Here is a 19,448-nt window from a genome sequence, read left to right as displayed (position 1 = left end):
TATGGAAAAAATACAATTTTTAGAAAAAGAAAAAGTATCTGTTCATAACGAAATAGATGCATTAAAAAAAGAATTGGAAACAAATGAGATTGAAATTGAAAAACTAACAATGATTCTTGAAGAAGAAAGTAAAAAAACATCAACAGCAGATGTTTTTTATCCTAAAAAAAGTACTTTTGGAACCAAGAATATAAAGATAAAAAATCTAAACAGTAATATTACCAATTTAAAAGACAGAAATAGATCCCTTTCTTCAAAAATTGAGGAAATAAGCATCAAAGAAAAAGATATTGAATATATTTTGAGTCATATAAAAGACCTTATCAAAGGCAATGAAGAAAAGTTTGTTTCGATTGAACCAATTTCAATTGTGAATAATGAAAATACTCTGTTTCCTGAGGAAAATCATGGAAATAATTTGAAAGTACTTGAAGAGTTGGAGAAAGAAAGACAAAGAATAGCCAGAGATCTCCATGATACTTCTATACAGAATTTAACTAGTTTTGTTCATAAAATTGAATATATATCGAAATTAGTTGATAAGGATCTTGTAAAATCTAAATTAGAATTAAAAATTCTGGAAAATAATTTACGTTCTACCATAGATGATATGAGAAATATTGTTTATAATTTACATCCTATGGCCTTGGATGATTTGACGTTAAATGATTATATTTCAAATGAATTGACTAAACTTGAAAATTTAAATCATGTTAATATCAAATTTGAAAGTTTTGGGGAAGCAAAAAAATTAAAGAGTATTGTTACTATTACTATTGTAAGAATAATACAGGAAGCTTGTAATAATGCAATTAAGCATTGCAAATTTAATCTTATTAATGTAACTTTAACTTATAATAAAAACAATATAGTTATTACTATAAATAATGATGGCAAAGGTTTTGATGTTGATAAAGCATTAAATAATGGTAAAAGAACTTTCGGATTATCTATGATGCAGGAAAGAGTTAATTTATTATCAGGAAATATCAGCATAAAATCTGATTTAAAAAAGGGTACAAAAATAAAAATAAAAATTCCAATAGGAGAGCAGGAGGAAAAAATTTGAGCGTTAATATTATGATTGCAGATGACCATTCGATGATAAGAGAAGGGTTAAGAAATTTATTGGAAATAGATGGGGATGTTAAGGTCATTGCTGAGGCCGGTGACGGTGATGAATGTCTTGAAAAATTAAAGGCAGAAAAACCTGATGTTTTATTGTTGGATATAAATATGCCAAACAAGAATGGATTAGACGTTTTAAAAATTATTCGTAAAGAAAAAATGAATGTTAAGGTCTTGATTTTAACTATTCATAATGAAATAGAATATTTAATGTCAGCTGTTGAAATAGGAATTGATGGTTATATTTTAAAAGATTCGGAATCTTCAGTTCTTAAAAAAGCTATTTTTACAATTAATAATGGTGATACTTTTATTCAGCCATCTCTTACACCTATGTTAAATTCCAGAATGGTTAGAAAAGAATCCGACAAGATTAAAATAGAATCTTTAACAAAAAGAGAATTTGATGTATTGAAATTGCTGGCTCAGGGATTATTTAATAAGGAGATTGCATCAACTCTTAATATTAGTGAGAGAACAGTAAAAAATCATGTGTCAAATATATTTAAAAAAATAGGTGTTGCCGATCGTACTCAGGCAGCTGTTTTTGCCATAAGAAATAATCTTATAGGAGTTTTTTGATCTAATATAATGCAGATTTTAAATTAATTAATATATGTAAAGGAAGTTTTTCAACTTTCATATTGTAGAAGCTCTAATTTTATATGAAATATAGTAATTAGTATCTTAGATGCTTAGGGGTATAGATGGGAATTATCTCTAAAATGATATACCGTAATGTAAGTGATTTTACGACTTAAAAGTATAAGAATTAAGAAAGTACATAGTTATCCTTGGCACACCTGTCAAGGATAAAATTCTACGCTGTAAAAGTATTAGATTTAAGAAAGGGATATTTTTGTTAGTGGTGATTTTTAATTTCTTCTGATATTTAGTATAAAGTTCAATTATGAGGGTATTCCTTTTACTACGAGAAAAAAGCATTTAATATGGATCGTAAAATTATTTGTTTTGTTCACAATTTATACATTTGCCGGTATGGGTTACTATGTAATAGATGAAAAATAGTTTTTTATGTATTAGCTTTATGCTTTATAAAAGGGGAAGTACTTCTTTTTTGTGGAAATTTAAAATTAGTTTTAAAATAATATGATTTAGTTATATGTTTGGACTATGCTAGTTTTATATAACTAAATTATATTTTTTTCTGCTTCTTATTATAAGTATAATTAAGCATTTTAACCCGAAAAATGGCTCTTTTACTCAACTTTAGAAAATTGTTATCTGATTTAAAAGCAATTATTTATATATTAAGAATACTTTTGTATTTATTGTATTTCACTTATATTTTATAGAAAAAAGATATAATTATTTTTATATTATATAGAAATAATACAAAATTCCACCATAAGCATGGGTTATTATATATACATCTTAGGAATTACTAAGGTAATAAATTTTTTTCATAAACTCCCCTATTTTTACAAGCACCTATTGTAGGTGCTTGTTTTTTTGTTGTGAAAAATCACGTGATATTTAAAAATAGTTTATATATTAGTAAATGTTACATGCTTTAGTGATGCTGTTCCTATAATAGAAAAAGTTTTCATTTAGGATGGAAATTTGATATAGAATATTTACATGAGAGTGAATGTTTTTTAATTTTTGTTATCCAAATTTATGCAGGTATATAACATTTATTATGTCAACCAGGAACAAAGCTATATATTAAAGGCGTTATTTTGAGATAAAAATATTATTCCTGTTAACAATGATGAGATTTCTTAGAAATTTCAGTTCAGTAGTAGCAGAATACATCGTGAAATATAAAATAGTGCCATTGTCTTTAGTTTTAATGCCGATGTTAATGCCACATTAAATATAATGACTAATTGTTGCTTTGTGAATCTCAGTTAGGCGAAGTAGAAATGCTTGTTAGAATACAGATTGCCTGAATTTTTAGGTAGAAAATTAAATATCAATCTTCTTAAATAGAGCCATTAGGCTCTTAGAAGTCCATTATCTTTAGGCAACAGGAAGTATATTGGCGTTTCAAATTTTGGTTATTTTAAATTTAATTTATTTATATATAATTTCTATTTGCCATATATTTACCATATTTTTGAGGCATATAAAGTTTTTCTTTAATTTATGTCAATTTGATCGAAATAGGTTTATTATTTATATATTCTAGGAGGGCACGTAGTTTGAAAATTATTTATTTGAACGCAGTGTAAGCAATTCCCTGCTTCAAAAGCGTAAGCTTTAAGCTTGGGTATAAGCTTACTAGTGTCAGAAGGGGTTAAAGCCCCTTCTGACAGGTGGCACAAAGTGCCACTGCGTTCATGAGGAAGTAGCGAAGCGGATTCCGAATGTCCGCTTTACTTATTTAGTCTTTTCTTATATTCCTGATGTCTAATAGAATGGTTGATTAGGCAAAAAGTTTTATAATACTTATTAGTAACTTCGTTGATAAGAAGATTGAAAGGTAATTCTGAATATTTTTAAGATAGAATATCAACAGTATTATTAATTTTTTATGTATGATTAAACTATACTTGTGCTTTAGAATGTAATAGAAATATTTTGGAGAATATTTTTTATGTAGAATGTTTCATGTGAAACATATTATTAATATAGCCCAAAATAATAAATATTTTAAAGCTGTAGTTGATATATTATAAATGATTAGTGAGTTATTAATGTTTTTAAGAGTAATATTTTCAATAGATGAAGAAGTTAAGTATAGCATAATAACTTAACTTTTTAAGTTCTAAGTGTATATAGTGATTTTGGTTTTTTGATTAATAAATATTTAAAATATATTTTGTTGTCTAGTTGAAATATTTAACCTTGGTTGCTAAAGATTAAATAAATCTGAATATTTCTGTTTTGGAATATAAGACAACAACAGTATTATTATATTTGTTAGAAACTATGCTATCTAATGTAATAGAAATTTCATGGAGCAAATTTATTATTTCAAATGTTTCATGTGAAACTTGATATTATTATAGTTTATAAAAATTGTTTAATGCTGTAGTTGATATATTGTAAATGATTAGTAAGTTATTAATGTTTTTAAGAGTAATATTTTCAATAGATGAAGAAGTTAAGTGTAGCATAATAACTTAACCTTTTAAGTTCTAAGTGTATATAGTGATATTTTTAGTCTTTTGATTAATAAATATATTTTGTTGTCTAGTAGACATATTTAACTTTGAATCCTAAGGGGTAAATAAATCTGAATATCTGTGCTTCGGAATATTGGACAACAACAGTAATATTATATATTATAGAATCTCTTTAAATGAAAAATTAAACGTTACCTCAGACGATTTTTATTGCTAAAAAGCTAACACCGAGTATTGCAATAAGGTATATTTGAAAAGTTGATTACTATCTGCAGGATAGGAGCAGATATGAAAGAACTAGAATATATACCTTACAACACTAAACTAGATCTTACTGATAGGGTTGCAATTGAAATCGGATTAGCCAGAAAGGATTCATTTACTAAGATTGCTGAGAAACTGAGAAAACATCCGCACACAATAGCAAGGGAGATTAAGTATAACAGAACCCATATCCCTTCTGCATATCCATATGGAAATGACTGCAAGTTTTATAGTTCTTGCCATATAACTCAATTGTGTGGGACGAGTGAAGATGCGTGTGATTATAAGTGCAAGCAATGCAAGAGTTTTAACTGTCATCTTGTTTGTGACAAATATGAATCACTAGAATGCAAAGAAGAACTGTAAGAAAAAACGATACTATTACAATGCAAGATATGCTGATGTAGCTGTAAAACGTAGACGTTCTGAAAGTAGACAGGGAGTGCGGCTTTCAAAAGAAGAACTAAAAGAACTTGCGCAGCTTATACGTCCATTGATTAAGAAGGGACAGCCGTTGACTCATATCTATGCAGAACATGAGAATGAGCTACCGGTAGGCCTTAGAACGCTTTATAACTACATTGATCAGGGATAGATTTGGGGAGTCGCCAATATCGACCTGAGACGTAAGGTGGGTTATAAAGCCAGACGAAAACATAAAGGGAGCATAGCTTCAAGCAATTCGTATTACCGTGAAGGACGAACCTATAATGATCTTCAGTAAGAACTTGGTATAAAGTGGATTGAAGAAGACATAGTAGAAATAGACACTGTACGAGGAGTAAGAGAAAAAAGGAAAGACACTCCTTACAATGATATTTGTTAAAACCACCGTAATGCTCTTATTTCTTTTACCTGATTATAAATCTGAATCAGTTATAAGAGTTTTTTACTATCTGGAAAGTGGACTAGGCACGGAGAAATTCAACAGGCTATTCCCAGTGTTCTTTACTGATAATGGTTCTGAATTTAGAAATGTAGATGCCATGGAACTCAATTCTGAAATGCTCTACAGGACAAACGTGTATTACTGTGCTCCAATGGCTTCATGGCAAAAACCACATGTTGAGAAGAACCATGAATATATAAGGTATGTGCTACCCAAAGGGAAGTCGTTGGATTGTTATGAGCAGGAAGATATAACGCTTCTGATGAATCATATCAACAGTACTAAGAGGAGAGGACTTGGTTGGAAATCTCCATATGAGCTTGTTGAAGAAGATGATGAAGACATGCAAGCATTGTTTGAGTTATTAAAAATGCACCCCATCCCGGCAGATGAAGTGCATTTGACTCCAGAGTTGTTTAACAAGTAATCAAAAATAATTAAGAGCTGCAGAGGTAATCAACGTGTCAATACATTATAAAAAAGACAGGTCACATTTACTTCTTCAACGAAAGATGTGAGTTGTCTGTTTGTCGTGTTGACTTTTTCGTTAGCGTTGTCTGGAATGGCTTAATTATAATATTTTTCATTTAAGACACTATCCCCAAAACGCAAAATTTGGGGTCAAAAAGAAGATTTTATTAAATGATGCAGAATGAGTTAACACCGAGTCGTTCACTCAACGTATTATAGAACCTATGCTATAAAATGTAATAGCAATTTCATGAAGCGAATTTATTATTTAGAATGTTTCATGTGAAACATATTATTAAAAGTTAAAGGTATTAATTATAACATATAGATATTTGAATATTGGTAATAAAATCTTGGCTTTATGAGTATATCTTTAAATGGTTAAAAATAAAAATATCTGAATCAGGCAAATCTTCTTTTTGAACACAGTGTAAGCAATCCCCCGCTTCAAAAGCGTTAGCTTTAAGCGGGGGATTGCTTACTAGTGTCAGAAGGGGTTAAAGCCCCCTCTGACAGGTGGCACAAAGTGTCACTGCGTTCATGAGGAAGTAGCGAAGCGGATTCCGAATGTCCGATTTACTTAAAATATTAAGATGTTGAGAATATATGGATGTTGTTATAAAATATTTTCAACGGGTAGAGTGATATTACATTAGTTTTAAATCAGTTACTAAAATAAATCTAAGTATAAGAATTTAGGAATGTAGATTATCAATCGCAATTATTAATAAAATGATAGAAGTTTTGATAATATATGATATTATAATGTGATATAAGTGTCAAGAAATTAGTATTATTATTTAGAAAGTTTCATGTGAAACATATTACTCATAGTTAAAGAAATCGACTTAAATCTCTCAATCAGTGGTATAACAAACGCAATGCTTATTTACAGTCAATTAAAGATAAACAGCATTTAGGCTATAGTCCAACTAATAGACAAAAAAGTAATACCAGAGATAGAAATAATAAAGTAAATGGACTTTATGAACAAAGGTGCTGGTAAAATCATAGACTACTGTATTTCTAATGATATAGGAACTTTAGTGGTTGGCTATAATAAGACATTCCAGCGTGGTACTGATATGGGAAAAAGAAACAATCAGAATTTTGCAAATATCCCATATGGTCAGTTGTGCTCTAAATTAGAATATCTTTGCGAGCTAAATGGTATTGTCTTTGTAAAACAGGAAGAAAGCTACATATCAAAAGCATCGTTCTAGGATAAAGATGAACTTCCAGTTTACAATAATGATAATCCTAAGACATACACATTTAGCGGTGATAGAATTCATAGAGGAATGTATCAATGCAAAAACGGCAAATGTCTTAATGCTGACGTAAACGGAGCATTAAATATTCTACGTAAAAGTAATTTTGTGTCCTTAGAAGGACTATTCACTAGGGGCGAAGTGGACATGCCCGTAAGAATAAGAATTGCCTGAGTAATCGGGTGGAAACTTAAATATCAAACTTCTTAAAAAGAGCCGAATGGCTCTACGAAGCCCACTTCCTTTAGGTAGTGGGTAGTTCACATGAAATTGGTCAGTAAATTGGAATATTTGTGTTAGAAATATAGAATTTCAATAGTAATATCATAATAAGAAATTAATCACTATCTATCCCATATTGGTATAAAGAAATGTTTTCAGAAGTAAGTATTATTATCTTTATAGTTTCATGTGAAACATGAGATGTATAGTTAAAGCAATTGTAAGGATAACTAATCAGGAATAGAAATAAGAATTATAGATCCTATTATAGCAATGTAAAAAAATTACTAGTTTTTGTCATAGTAAAATTACATTAAAAAAAAATAATTAATTAAATCTATAAAAATTAAAGTGAGATGTATTTGTATTTTGCCTCCAAATATGCGTAAAAGTTCTTGAAATATGCATGAAAGTACTTCAAATATGAGTAAAAGATTTACAAATGTGAGTAAAAATTCTTGAAATGTGCGTAAAAGTACTTCAAATGTGAGTGAAAGATTTCCAAATGAGTGTATGTTACAGAGGTTTAATGAATACTTGTGTGATAAAGAATTATATTATGGTAAAACTATTTCCAGGTAAAAGAGAACTAAAAAAAGAAAAATAAAGAAAGATATTATAAAACATATCCGCCGGAATTTTTTATTATTTGTTCTGTGAAAATCTGTGATGAATCAGTTGAAAAATTAATTATTCTTTCATAGTCATTATGATTCTTGATAAATTCTTTTGTCATAAAGATATTTCCGAGTACAATAACGGCGAATGTATCATTAATGACTTTTTCTATTGTATCGTTGCCATCCATATCTTTGTCAGCAGCATTATTTATAAAATATCAATTTTTCCAAAATGGTGGATTACTGTGGAATAAATATATTTAACTGATTTTTCAGTAGCAGCTCCAATACCTTGAGGATTATTAATAAAACCTTGTCTTGTAAACCATAATCAACCAGTGTATTTTTCAAAATCATTAATAAAAAAAGATATATTTAAGATTGTAAAATATAAAATAAAAATAAGCTTCTATTTATCTTACTTAAAATATAAGTTATAAAACAAATAGAAGCTCATTAAGTTATAAAATAATATTAATTATCTTAGTTAAAATTATTTGCGGACTTATCATTATTTGAATTTTTTTTACCAAAATATTTAATTAAGACAAATGCAATTACAAAAACACCTATAAATGATAGCAATGAAAAAATTAATAATAATGTATCAACAAATATTTGACTCATAAAAATGCCTCCTTAATTATATATTATTAAAATGAGTTATCAGCAGAACCATATCCACCTTTTCCTGCATAAACCCCTTTTTTATAATTCCATTTAAACTGTTGAAATGCATCTGATCTTGCTATTTCAATTCTTCCAGCCGGTGTAAAAATATATGACACATCTGTATAATTACAAGTGATTTTACAAGTTTTCTTTGTAGAAGAATAATAGGTATGATATGTTTGATTTTTTGCTTCTGATGACAATGTTACACCGGTAATGTCAAACTATATTGGAATTTTCTAAAGATTTTAGGATTTGATTTCATACTCATTCCTTGTATAATCCTGATATTTTTCTAACGTAGCTGAACCATAGATTTCGTTAATATCTTGCTTATAATTAATTTGATGAATAGTGTCAAATTTACTGAGGTTATTAGAATTATAAATCTGTGAAGCATTTACTTGATTGCTTACACTGCGTTCATGAGGAAGTAGCGAAGCGGATTTCGAATGTCCGCTTTACATGACCCCAAAATCATAAATAACATAAATAAAGCAAAAAAATTTTTTCGTGTTGTTCCTCCAAATCATTTTTAAAAATTTTAGAAATATTAAATATTAATACATTAAAAAGTCACATAAACTTTTTAATTAGAATTAAATAATTATCGTAAAATAACCTATTCTCGAAAGAGAAGAAGATAAATGTTTTGGTGATCACAAAAACGCATAAAAAGTCATGATTTAATTACATAATTAATTATACAATTATATTATATAATGTTAATAATAAATTAATTATTTTTAATTAAGTATAAATTTTTAATAACTGATTGATAAATAAATAATATTTAGACATAAAATAGAAAAAAGTTAATATCTAAATTCGGGGATTCTTACTTTAAGTATTACAGTATGAACGAGTATCTAAGAAAGTTTTTAAAATTAATTATTGACAAAATAAAATAGATTGTGTACAATCTTAATTATAAACAACACAACTTAATTGCGCACAAGAGATATAAAAAGAATAGAGAATTTAAAGCAAAAAATTAAGTTAAGTTTCTCTTGTTATAAGTCAATTGTGCAAAAGAAGTTTATTGCAATAGGAATATAATTATAATTAATTAAAAATGACCTATAGAAAAATACAGCGAGATATAAATAATATTTTGAATGAATTACAGGAGGTAAGCAATGAATTTATATGATTTTAAAGTAATGGCACAGGATGGAACAGAAGTTGATCTTTCAAAATATAAGGGAAAGACAGTTTTGGTTGTAAACACTGCAACAGGTTGTGGATTTACTCCTCAATATGACGAGCTTCAAGATATGTATGAAGAGTTAAAGGATAAAGGATTGGAAATATTGGATTTTCCATGTAACCAATTTGCAGATCAGGCGCCGGGAAGTGATGAAGAAATTCATAGTTTTTGTACAGGAAGATTTGGTATTACTTTTGAACAGTTTAGCAAGATTGATGTTTTGGGAGATAATGCCAGTCCACTATTTAAATGGCTTAGCGAAAATACAAAATTCGAGGGATTTAGCGGTCCTATGAAGCTGGTTTTAGCACCGGTTGTAAAGAAAATGGATAAAGATTATAAGAAAAATGGCAATGTAAAATGGAATTTCACCAAATTTTTAATTGATAAGAATGGTGAGATAGTTGAAAGGTTTGAGCCTACAACGAATATTGGTAAAGTAAAGGAAAAAATACAGGAGGTACTCTAATTTGAAACATTTTGATTATACTACAGAAAATACCTGTTCACAGGTGATAAGCTTTGATTTAGACGGAGATAAGGTTAAAAATATTTCCTTTTATGGTGGATGCAATGGAAATTTAAAGGCAATTTCATCATTAGTTGATGGAATGACAGTAGATGAAATTGAAAGTAAATTAGGCGGGATTAAATGTGGCAGAAGACCAACTTCTTGCTCTAACCAATTATCTATTGCCGTAAGAAAAGCATTTGATAAATCAATTGCAGAAAAGGTTGGATAATAAATAATTTTTGTAAGTAGAGTTCACAGTATAATTTAAAAGTCTTCTTTTTTAGATATATATAAGACAACACGATACTCAATTTTTCTATAATCTCTCTTTACTATTTAAATAGTAAAGAGGGATTTTTTTGTGGTTATAAATTGAATTTATAGCTGGCTCTAAAATTATACAGTAACCAAAAGTATTGAATTTACGTCATTTCTGACATATAATCCTACTTACCAGATAGAGAAAGTAGTGATTAAAAATTGGAGGAAGAAAATTATGAAAAAAAGAATTTTATCTATTTTATTAATTGCAGCAATTGGAGCATCGATTTTAGGATGCGGAAATTCTAAAAGTAGCACTAATGATATAAGTGCAAAAGCAGAAGGTGAAGGGGGAAAAACAATCGAACTAACAAATGTATCTTACGATCCAACAAGAGAATTATATGCAGCATATAATGAACTTTTTGAAAAACATTATAAAGAGGAATTCGGAGATACGGTTGAAGTAACACAATCCCATGGTGGTTCAGGAAAACAGGCTCTTGAGGTGGCGAATGGTCTGGAAGCTGATGTTGTTACACTTGCTCTTGAAGGAGATGTTCAGGTAGTTGCAGATGCAGGACTTATTGATGATGGATTTACATCTGAATTTGATCTTGACAGTTCACCATACACATCAACAATTGTATTTCTTGTTCGCTCCGGAAATCCAAAGAATATAAAAGACTGGAATGATTTAATTAGAGATGATGTGGGAGTAATCACACCGAATCCAAAGACTTCAGGCGGTGCAATGTGGAATTATCTTGCTGCATGGTATTATTTCGAACAACAAGGACAAAGCGAATCAGATATTCTTGATTCAATTAAAAAACTTTACAGTAATGTTGTTGTTCTTGATTCAGGTGCAAGAGGTGCTACTACATCTTTTGTAGAAAATAAACAGGGAGATGTGCTTATTGCCTGGGAGAATGAAGCATTTCTTTCACTTAAGGAATATCCGGGTGAATATGAAATTGTTGTTCCTTCCGTATCAATTCTTTGCCAGCCAACAGTTGCAGTAGTAGATGAAGTGGCTAAAAAACATGAAACTCAAGATGTTGCTAAAGAGTATTTAAGTTATCTGTATTCTGATGAAGCACAGGAAATAGAAGCAGAGAATTTCTATCGTCCAAGTACAAAGGAAATTTACAATGAGTATGTTTCTTCAGAAAATTCAGATACTATAACTAAAATTCCGGAAGATGGAAAATGGATTAATGACAAAATTACACTGACTGACATTAATCATTTCGGAGGCTGGAAAAAAGCTCGTGCAACTCATTTTGCGGATGGAGCAAACTTCGATAGTATTTACGAAGAATAGTTTAGAAATAAAAGTTTTTGTAGAGAGGATTATCAGAAAATGAATAAGAAAAAGAGAATAATACCTGGATTTGGAATTTCAATGGGGATAACAATTAGCATACTTAGTATTGTGGTTTTAATTCCACTTTCTTCACTGGTAATCTTTTCTGCAAAGCTTAGTTTTTCGGAATTTATATATACAGTTACAAGACCAAGGGTTTTATCAGGATATTTTGTTTCCATATCAACATCATTTATTGCTTCTTTGATAAATGTTTTTATGGGTCTGGCATTGGCTTGGGTATTGGTGAGATATGATTTTAAAGGAAAAAGATTTATTGATGGTATTATCGAACTTCCTTTTGCGCTTCCTACTGCAGTTGCCGGTATATCTCTTACACATTTGACCACGACAAATGGATGGGTAGGACAGATTTTTTATAAATTGTTTGGAATTAAGATTGCTTATACAAGAATTGGAATTACCATAGCACTTATTTTTATAGGAATCCCTTTTGTTGTTCGAAGTGTACAACCTGTATTAGAAAAAATTGATATTAAGTATGAAGAAGCAGCTTTTATTTTAGGTGCAGATTCCAAAACTACTTTTTTAAAAGTAATCTTTCCGGAAATACTACCTGCCATTATTTCCGGGTTTACCCTAGCCTTTGCCAGATCTATTGGTGAATATGGAAGTGTTGTTTTTATAGCAGGTAATACCCCTTATGAAACAGAGATTGCACCACTTCTTATAATGTCTGAGCTTCAAGAATTTGATTATTCGGCAGCGACATCTATTGCTCTTGTAATGTTGGCTATTTCAGTAGTTATTTTGTCAGTAAATGCATTGGCTCAAGGTATTGTTTCAAAAAGAGTGAATGGAAAAATTTAGGAGTATTTGTATGAATTTGAGAAAAGAAAATAAAGCATTAAAATATTTTCTGATAATTATCAGTTTTATATTTCTTGGGGTATTTTTGATACTTCCCCTGATTTACATAATTATAACTGCTTTGAAAAACGGGGTAGCTGCATATGTTAATGCAATTTCTGATGAATATGCAATTAAGGCGGCATTATTAACTTTAGAAGCAACATTAATTGCAGTTGTTGTAAACACAATATTTGGAGTTTTTGCAGCCTGGCTTATTACTAAATATACATTTAGAGGAAAAAAAATTTTATCAACTTTTATTGATTTACCGGTAACGGTTTCCCCTATTATAGCAGGTTTGATTTATGTTTTGACTTTTGGAAGACAAAGTAGTTTATTTCCCATATTAGATTCCTACGGGATACAGATTATTTTTGCAGTACCGGGAATTGTTTTGGCTACCATATTTGTTACATTTCCTTTTATTTCAAGGGAACTTATTCCGGTATTAACATCTCAAGGAACAGATGAGGAGGAAGCGGCTGCTCTTATGGGAGCGGGATTATTTAAGATTTTTAAAAAAGTAACTTTTCCTAATGTGAAATGGGCGCTTCTTTATGGAATAGTACTTTGTACGGCAAGATCTATAGGAGAATTTGGAGCTGTTTCAGTTTTATCCGGGCATTTAAGGGGAAAAACCAACACATTACCTCTTTATATTGAACTATTGTATCAGGGTTACGATTTTACCGGAGCCTTTGCAGCTTCTTCGATATTAGTAATATTTGCAGTTGTAGTATTAGTTTTAAGGCTGGTAATTGAAAAAAGGGGAGAGAAAAATTTAGATATAAAGAAATAATGATTTTAGTAGTTTAGAAGGGTGAATGATATGGCATATGTTGAGCTTCATGATATAAATAAACATTTTAAAAAATTCCATGCATCTAAAAATATTAATTTTTCCATTGAAAAAGGAAAGCTTGTAGCACTTTTAGGACCTTCGGGAAGTGGAAAAACAACAATTCTTAGAATGATTGCAGGCCTTGAAAATCCTGATTCGGGAGAAGTTATTATAGATGGAAAAGTTGTTAATAATATTCCAGGAAGTGAAAGAGGAATTGGTTTTGTATTTCAAAATTATGCATTATTTAGATATATGACAGTTTTTGACAATATTGCTTTTGGTCTTAGAGTAAAAAAGACACCGGAAAGTAAGGTAAAAGAAAGGGTAAATGAACTTTTGGAGTTAATTAACTGTCAAGGACTTGAAAAAAGATATCCAAGCCAGTTATCAGGTGGTCAGCAACAAAGGGTAGCTTTTGCCAGAGCATTGGCTCATAATCCTCAGATTCTTCTTTTAGACGAGCCCTTTGCGGCTATTGATGCAAAGGTAAGATTAGAGCTTAGAACCTGGCTTAGACAGATGATAACCAGACTTAATATAACAAGTATTTTTGTTACACATGATCAGGATGAAGCCATTGAAGTTGCGGATGAAATAGTAGTTACTAACAAAGGAAGAGTTGAACAGGTGGGTTCTCCACAGGAATTATATAAAAATCCTGCCACACCTTTTGTAGCTGAATTTATAGGAAATTCCGTAGCAGTGGAAAACTACCAGGATTTTAGATATTTTGACAGAAAACAAGAGGGAGAAAAAGCATATATCAGACCTGAGTTTGTAAGTGTTTTTAAAAAAGGTGAAAGTATTCAATATGCAAATTCTGCAGAAGAAGGCACTGTTTGTGACAAAATTTTCAGGGGCAGTAGCATTGAAATAAAGGTTAAAATTCATGGAAATATTATTTCGGCCATAAGAAGTATCAATGATGCAGAAATAAATCTGGGAGAAAAAGTTGATGTATTTATTCACCGACTTTACATAGTAAAAGATAATGAAGTTATTCTGGCAAATAACAGCTCATTGGTAGAAGAAGAAATGGTTATTTAGGTAGGTATTTATGAGAAAGTCAATGGATATTAAGAAAATTAATACAGATATTTTGATAATAGGTGGTGGAACGGCAGGATGCTATGCAGCCTACACTTTTTCTAAACAGGGTGATTTTAAGGTAATAATTGCTGAAAAGGCAAATATTAAAAGAAGCGGATGTCTTGCTGCGGGAGTAAATGCCATAAATGCCTATATAACTGAGGGCAGAACTCCCAAGGATTATGTGGATTATTGTAAGAATGATGCTAAGGGTATTGTAAGAGAAGACTTACTTTTGTCGATTTCAGAAAACCTTAATGAAGTAACCGGAATTCTTGAAGAAAACGGACTTGTGATTTTAAAGGATGAAAAGGGTAAATATGTTACCAGAGGAAATAGAAACATTAAAATTAACGGAGAAAACATCAAACCTATTTTGGCAAAAATGGCTGAATCTTCAGAAAATATTTCAGTTATAAATCATCTTAATATTACGGATTTGTTGGTAAAAGATAATAAAGTGTACGCAGCTGTGGGGTTTGATGTAAATAAAAATGAGGCCTATGTAATTAATGCCAGGGCAGTTCTTATCTCTACAGGAGGGGCCGCAGGTATATACAGACCAAATAATCCCGGATTTTCAAGACATAAGATGTGGTATCCGCCTTTTAATACCGGTGGGGGATATGCAATGGGTATAAATGCCGGAGCAGAAATGACAACTTTTGAAATGAGATTTATTGCTCTTAGATGCAAGGATACCATAGCACCTACAGGAACTATTGCCCAGGGAGTTAGAGCAAAACAGATTAACAGTTATGGAGAAATTTATGAAAATAAATATGGACTTGCCACATGTGAAAGGGTATATGGAACTACAGAGGAAAACAAAGATGGAAAGGGTCCATGCTATTTAAAAACAGACGAAATTTCAAAAGAGCAGGAGGAGGATTTATATAAAGCCTATCTAAACATGGCACCCTCTCAAACCCTAAAGTGGATAGAAGCAGGAAAAGGACCTTCTCAAAATAATGTTGAAATTGAAGGTACGGAACCCTATATAGTGGGGGGACATACTGCCAGCGGTTTCTGGGTGGATAATAATAGAGCCACTACAATAAAAGGGTTATATGCTGCAGGAGATGTGGCAGGGGGTGCACCTCAAAAATATGTAACTGGAGCTTTAGCTGAAGGAAAACTTGCTGCTCATTCCATTATGGATTATCTCAAAAATGAAGTTGAGCATGCTCAGGTGGATGGTGAAAAAGAAATTATTAGTGAATATGAAAGATATTTAAACAATGAGCAGGGAATTATATCCATTGAACAACTCGAGGAGAGCATGCAAAAAATAATGGATGAATATGCCGGAGGAATTTCAAAAAATTATCAATATAATGAAACCGGACTTAATCTTGCCAAAGAAAAAATTGAAGGTTTATTTGAGGTTTTAAAAGGCTTATCAGCAGAAGATACAGATGAACTATTGCAGATATATGAAATCAAAGAAAGATTAATAATAAGTCTATCTTTAATTGAGCATTTAAAGGCAAGGAAAGAAACCCGTTGGCATGGATTTTCAGAAAATAAAAGCTATCCTTTGGAAAGCAAAGATTTTGATTTATATATTAATTCCATAAAAAAGAATGGGAAAATCAAGATTATTAAAAGGCCTCTAGTAACAGGAGATTATCAACCATTGATTTTTAAATTTGATGATAAAAATGCTGTTGATGCAGGAGGTGAAGTGATATGAGCATCAGAATTGATGAAAAATCCTGCGTAGGTTGTAAAAAGTGTGTGGAAGTTTGTCCGGGAAATCTTATTAAAATTATTAATGATAAAGCTTGTATAAAAAGACAAAAGGATTGCTGGGGATGTACCTCATGTATAAAAGAATGCAAAAAAAATGCAATTAAATTTTTTCTTGGGGCGGATATTGGAGGAAAAGGATCTCTTCTTTCTGTGGAGGAAAAGGATAATTTTAGAAAATGGATTGTAACAAAACGGGATGGAAGTAAGGAAATTATTGTAGTAAATATGAAAGAATCTAATAAGTATTAAGTGAGAGGATTATTATGAGCAGATTAACGCATCTTGATGAATTGGAGACAGAGGCAATATATATAATTCGTGAAGTGGCAGCAGAATGTGAAAAACCTGTAATGCTTTATTCTATTGGAAAGGATAGTTCGGTAATGCTTCATCTTGCCTTAAAGGCATTTTATCCGGAAAAACCACCTTTTCCTTTTTTACATGTAAATACTACCTGGAAATTTAAGGAAATGATAGAATTTCGTGATGCAGTTGCAAAAAAATATGGATTGACAATGCTTGAATATATTAACGAAGAAGGCGTTGAACAAGGAATAAATCCCTTTGACCATGGAAGTGCTTATACGGATATTATGAAAACGCAGGCTTTAAAACAGGCACTTGACAAGTATGGATTTACGGCTGCTTTTGGTGGCGGAAGAAGGGATGAGGAAAAATCCAGAGCAAAAGAGCGTATTTTTTCTTTTAGAAATTCTGCTCATGCCTGGGATCCTAAAAATCAAAGACCAGAGATGTGGAAATTGTTTAATACAAAGCTTTTTAAGGGCGAGGAAGTAAGAGTTTTTCCCCTTTCTAACTGGACGGAAAAGGATATATGGCAATACATAAAAAAGGAAAATATTGAGATTCCATCACTTTATTTTGCAAAAGTTCGTCCTGTGGTTTACAGAGATGGAAACATAATAATGGTGGATGATGAGCGAATGGAAAAAAGACTTGAAAAAAATGAAAAAATTCAGAATAAAATGGTGAGATTTAGGACTTTAGGATGTTATCCCTTAACCGGTGGAGTTGAATCAGAGGCGGATACTTTGGATAAAATTATAGAGGAAACTTTAAGTGCCGTTTCAAGTGAACGAACTACAAGGGTAATTGATAACGAAGAAACAGGTTCAATGGAGCGAAGAAAAAGGGAGGGATATTTCTAATGGAATTATTAAAATTTATTACTTGCGGAAGTGTTGACGATGGAAAATCCACTCTCATTGGACATATTCTTTATGATTCAAAACTTTTATACGCAGACCAGAAAAAGGCCTTAGAGCTGGAATCAAAGGTTGGAAGCAGAGATGGGGCTATTGATTATTCCCTTTTGCTTGATGGATTGATGGCAGAAAGAGAGCAGGGAATTACAATAGACGTAGCATACAGATATTTTACAACAGATAACAGAAGCTTTATTGTGGCAGATACACCGGGACACGAAGAATATACAAGAAATATGGCTGTAGGGGCGTCATTTGCAGATTTAGCGGTGATTTTGATTGATGCCAAACAAGGTGTACTGGTACAGACAAGAAGACATGCAAGAATTTGTTCTCTTATGGGAATTAAATATTTCGTATTTGCAGTAAATAAGATGGATCTGGTTTTATATAGTAAAGAAAGATTTGATACAATACAACATCAGATAAAAGAACTTGTTGAGGAATTGAAGCTGGAAAATGTTGTGATTATACCGGTATCAGCTACGGAAGGTGACAATGTAACGACTCCTTCTGAAAATATAAAATGGTATGATGGTCCGGTGTTGCTGGAATACCTTGAAAAAGTGGATGTTACTGAAAATAAAAGTGAAAAGGGATTTTATATGCCGGTTCAAAGAGTGTGTCGTCCAAACCATACTTTTAGAGGATTTCAGGGACAGATTGAATCAGGAACAATTCATGTAGGGGATGAAGTAAGAATTCTTCCCGGCAATGAAAAGGCAAAAGTAAAAAGTATACACATTCTTGATAAAGAGGCAACGGAGGCTTCTAAAAACAGAGCAGTTACAATTCAGCTAAACAGGGAAGTGGATGTTTCAAGGGGAAGCGTTCTATTTTCAGAAGGAGAAATAGGAGTTACCTCTTCTATAGAGGCGACTTTGCTTTGGATGGATGATGAAAGGCTTGAAACGGGAAAAAATTACTTTGTAAAAATAGGTACAAAGCTGATTCCCGGAACTGTTACTCATATCAGAAATACCATTGATGTGAATACGGGAGTTAAAAAAGAAGCAAGCAATTTGGAAAAAAATGAAATTGCAGTATGTGAACTTAAATTTGCCGATGGGATTGTTGTGGATACCTTCTCAAAACACAAAACCCTTGGAGAATTAATTCTTATAGATAGAATTACAAATATGACCTCAGCCTGCGGTGTTGTAACTCAGTTGTACAAGGGGGAGGAAGGTTTAGGAAAAACTGTTATTGACAGGGAAATAAGAAGTAACTGGAAGGGACAAAGAGCCATTACTTTTGAATTAAAAGAAAGTAATATTATTAATCTTGATTTTGCAAGACGGATTGAAAGAGAACTTTCCAACAGAGGCAGACATACATATTTATACATTCCTGAAAATAATGAAGGGATAAAAGAGGTAGTAAGACATCTCAATGATGCAGGAATTGTAGTGCTTATGTATGTAAAAAAGGACTTTGATTCTGGAATATTTAATACTAATAGAGCTTATAAAAATAACTGGTTTGGTGATGAAATAACTAATCTGGAAGATGCAGCAGATTATATTTATAAAGCCACAGGAATTACTGAAGAAACAACTACTGTAGGTGACTTTATCTAAATTTTAATCATTGACAAAGCAAGATAAATTTAATAATATAAACCTAGTGTTTCAGTAGGTTAACAGGCAGATGGTATATATCATCTGCTTGTTTC

17 protein-coding genes are annotated in these 19,448 nt (G+C 31.0%); 15 read left to right on the top strand and 2 right to left on the bottom strand.

The window, feature by feature from the left end:
- Position 1 precedes the first annotated feature (1 nt).
- The 5 genes from BM153_RS09795 to BM153_RS14005 all read left to right on the top strand — a co-directional run bounded on the left by BM153_RS09795 (position 2) and on the right by BM153_RS14005 (position 7,070).
- Positions 2-1,069 (top strand): sensor histidine kinase, encoded by a 1,068-nt coding sequence (locus tag BM153_RS09795; RefSeq protein ID WP_092873214.1) that lies wholly within the window; start codon positions 2-4, stop codon positions 1,067-1,069.
- Complete coding sequence (locus tag BM153_RS09790; RefSeq protein WP_092873212.1) at positions 1,066-1,710, top strand: response regulator; 645 nt, start codon at positions 1,066-1,068, stop codon at positions 1,708-1,710. The genes BM153_RS09795 and BM153_RS09790 overlap by 4 nt, the downstream gene beginning before the upstream one ends.
- Before the next feature lie 2,801 nt (positions 1,711-4,511).
- On the top strand, positions 4,512-4,853 hold the full coding sequence (locus tag BM153_RS13880) for a helix-turn-helix domain-containing protein (RefSeq protein WP_207649033.1): 342 nt from the start codon (positions 4,512-4,514) through the stop codon (positions 4,851-4,853).
- Between the two features lie 446 nt (positions 4,854-5,299).
- Positions 5,300-5,803 carry a hypothetical protein gene (locus BM153_RS13875; RefSeq protein WP_207649032.1) on the top strand — a complete coding sequence of 168 codons (504 nt, stop codon included), beginning with the start codon at positions 5,300-5,302 and terminating at the stop codon, positions 5,801-5,803.
- A gap of 1,021 nt (positions 5,804-6,824) precedes the next feature.
- Positions 6,825-7,070 (top strand): IS200/IS605 family accessory protein TnpB-related protein, encoded by a 246-nt coding sequence (locus tag BM153_RS14005; protein WP_242949116.1) that lies wholly within the window; start codon positions 6,825-6,827, stop codon positions 7,068-7,070.
- An 886-nt stretch (positions 7,071-7,956) separates the two neighbouring features.
- Here BM153_RS14005 and BM153_RS13515 read toward each other — a convergent pair.
- Complete coding sequence (locus BM153_RS13515) at positions 7,957-8,148, bottom strand: hypothetical protein (protein ID WP_143088299.1); 192 nt, start codon at positions 8,146-8,148, stop codon at positions 7,957-7,959.
- 465 nt (positions 8,149-8,613) lie between these two features.
- Positions 8,614-8,835 carry a hypothetical protein gene (locus BM153_RS09775; protein WP_092873210.1) on the bottom strand — a complete coding sequence of 74 codons (222 nt, stop codon included), beginning with the start codon at positions 8,833-8,835 and terminating at the stop codon, positions 8,614-8,616.
- A gap of 936 nt (positions 8,836-9,771) precedes the next feature.
- Here BM153_RS09775 and BM153_RS09770 point away from each other — a divergent pair.
- The 10 genes from BM153_RS09770 (at position 9,772) to BM153_RS09725 (ending at position 19,353) form a co-directional block, all read left to right on the top strand.
- On the top strand, positions 9,772-10,311 hold the full coding sequence (locus BM153_RS09770) for a glutathione peroxidase (RefSeq protein ID WP_092873208.1): 540 nt from the start codon (positions 9,772-9,774) through the stop codon (positions 10,309-10,311).
- 1 nt (position 10,312) lies between these two features.
- Positions 10,313-10,585 (top strand): TIGR03905 family TSCPD domain-containing protein, encoded by a 273-nt coding sequence (locus tag BM153_RS09765; RefSeq protein ID WP_092873205.1) that lies wholly within the window; start codon positions 10,313-10,315, stop codon positions 10,583-10,585.
- Positions 10,586-10,852: 267 nt separating this feature from the next.
- Entirely contained in the window at positions 10,853-11,944 is a 1,092-nt protein-coding gene (locus BM153_RS09760; protein WP_092873203.1) for a sulfate ABC transporter substrate-binding protein, read from the top strand.
- A 39-nt stretch (positions 11,945-11,983) separates the two neighbouring features.
- Positions 11,984-12,817 carry a sulfate ABC transporter permease subunit CysT gene (gene cysT / locus BM153_RS09755; protein WP_092873201.1) on the top strand — a complete coding sequence of 278 codons (834 nt, stop codon included), beginning with the start codon at positions 11,984-11,986 and terminating at the stop codon, positions 12,815-12,817.
- A gap of 10 nt (positions 12,818-12,827) precedes the next feature.
- Positions 12,828-13,658, top strand: a complete 831-nt coding sequence (gene cysW, locus BM153_RS09750) for a sulfate ABC transporter permease subunit CysW (protein ID WP_092873199.1) — start codon at positions 12,828-12,830, stop codon at positions 13,656-13,658.
- A 30-nt stretch (positions 13,659-13,688) separates the two neighbouring features.
- Positions 13,689-14,750, top strand: coding sequence for a sulfate/molybdate ABC transporter ATP-binding protein (locus BM153_RS09745; RefSeq protein ID WP_092873197.1), 1,062 nt, complete (start codon positions 13,689-13,691; stop codon positions 14,748-14,750).
- Between the two features lie 22 nt (positions 14,751-14,772).
- Complete coding sequence (locus BM153_RS09740) at positions 14,773-16,488, top strand: adenylyl-sulfate reductase subunit alpha (RefSeq protein WP_092873258.1); 1,716 nt, start codon at positions 14,773-14,775, stop codon at positions 16,486-16,488.
- Positions 16,485-16,796, top strand: coding sequence for a 4Fe-4S dicluster domain-containing protein (locus tag BM153_RS09735; protein WP_092873195.1), 312 nt, complete (start codon positions 16,485-16,487; stop codon positions 16,794-16,796). The genes BM153_RS09740 and BM153_RS09735 overlap by 4 nt, the downstream gene beginning before the upstream one ends.
- Positions 16,797-16,810: 14 nt before the next feature.
- On the top strand, positions 16,811-17,716 hold the full coding sequence (gene cysD / locus BM153_RS09730; RefSeq protein ID WP_092873193.1) for a sulfate adenylyltransferase subunit CysD: 906 nt from the start codon (positions 16,811-16,813) through the stop codon (positions 17,714-17,716).
- Complete coding sequence (locus BM153_RS09725; RefSeq protein ID WP_092873191.1) at positions 17,716-19,353, top strand: sulfate adenylyltransferase subunit 1; 1,638 nt, start codon at positions 17,716-17,718, stop codon at positions 19,351-19,353. The genes cysD and BM153_RS09725 overlap by 1 nt, the downstream gene beginning before the upstream one ends.
- The last annotated feature ends 95 nt before the right edge of the window (positions 19,354-19,448 follow it).

Origin of the sequence: Acetitomaculum ruminis DSM 5522 (assembly GCF_900112085.1) — a bacterium.
Lineage (GTDB): Bacteria > Bacillota > Clostridia > Lachnospirales > Lachnospiraceae > Acetitomaculum > Acetitomaculum ruminis.
The sequence above is the reverse complement of the archived record's forward strand: the minus strand, read 5'-3'. Positions and strand labels throughout refer to the sequence as shown.